This is a genomic window from Pseudoalteromonas sp. S3260 (assembly GCF_005886925.1).
Lineage (GTDB): Bacteria > Pseudomonadota > Gammaproteobacteria > Enterobacterales > Alteromonadaceae > Pseudoalteromonas > Pseudoalteromonas tetraodonis.
Genome location: NZ_PNCV01000330.1, coordinates 1 through 324, shown reverse-complemented (window position 1 = coordinate 324; position 324 = coordinate 1). Strand labels below are relative to the sequence as shown.

General features: G+C 52.5%; 1 pseudogene. It reads right to left on the bottom strand.

The window, feature by feature from the left end:
• Positions 1 to 324, bottom strand: a pseudogene (locus CWC14_RS18675) (polyphosphate kinase 1); the annotation flags it as partial.

The window sequence follows — 324 nt, the reverse complement described above, 5'->3', positions numbered from 1 at the left end:
AAAAGTGTGTGAGCGAATGGTTGCCAGTGGGCGGTTCTCAAGGTAGCGCCGGCCGACATTGGGAAAGGCTAAAAAGTCGCGAAAGTTGCGATAGCGGCCGCCTGGGATCAGGGCATCATAGCGAGTGATCCCCAAGCGCCGTCTTAGTGCTTTAAGCATCTCCCCGGGCAAGGCACTGTCGTACACTAAACGCACAGGCTCTGAGCGCAACCGCTGTTTTAGACCTTTTGACATTTTATCCAACAGGCCTTCTTCGATTTCATCGTCGAGGTTATATTCAGCATCACGGGTGAGCTTAATGGCGAAACCACGAATGGCGTCAAA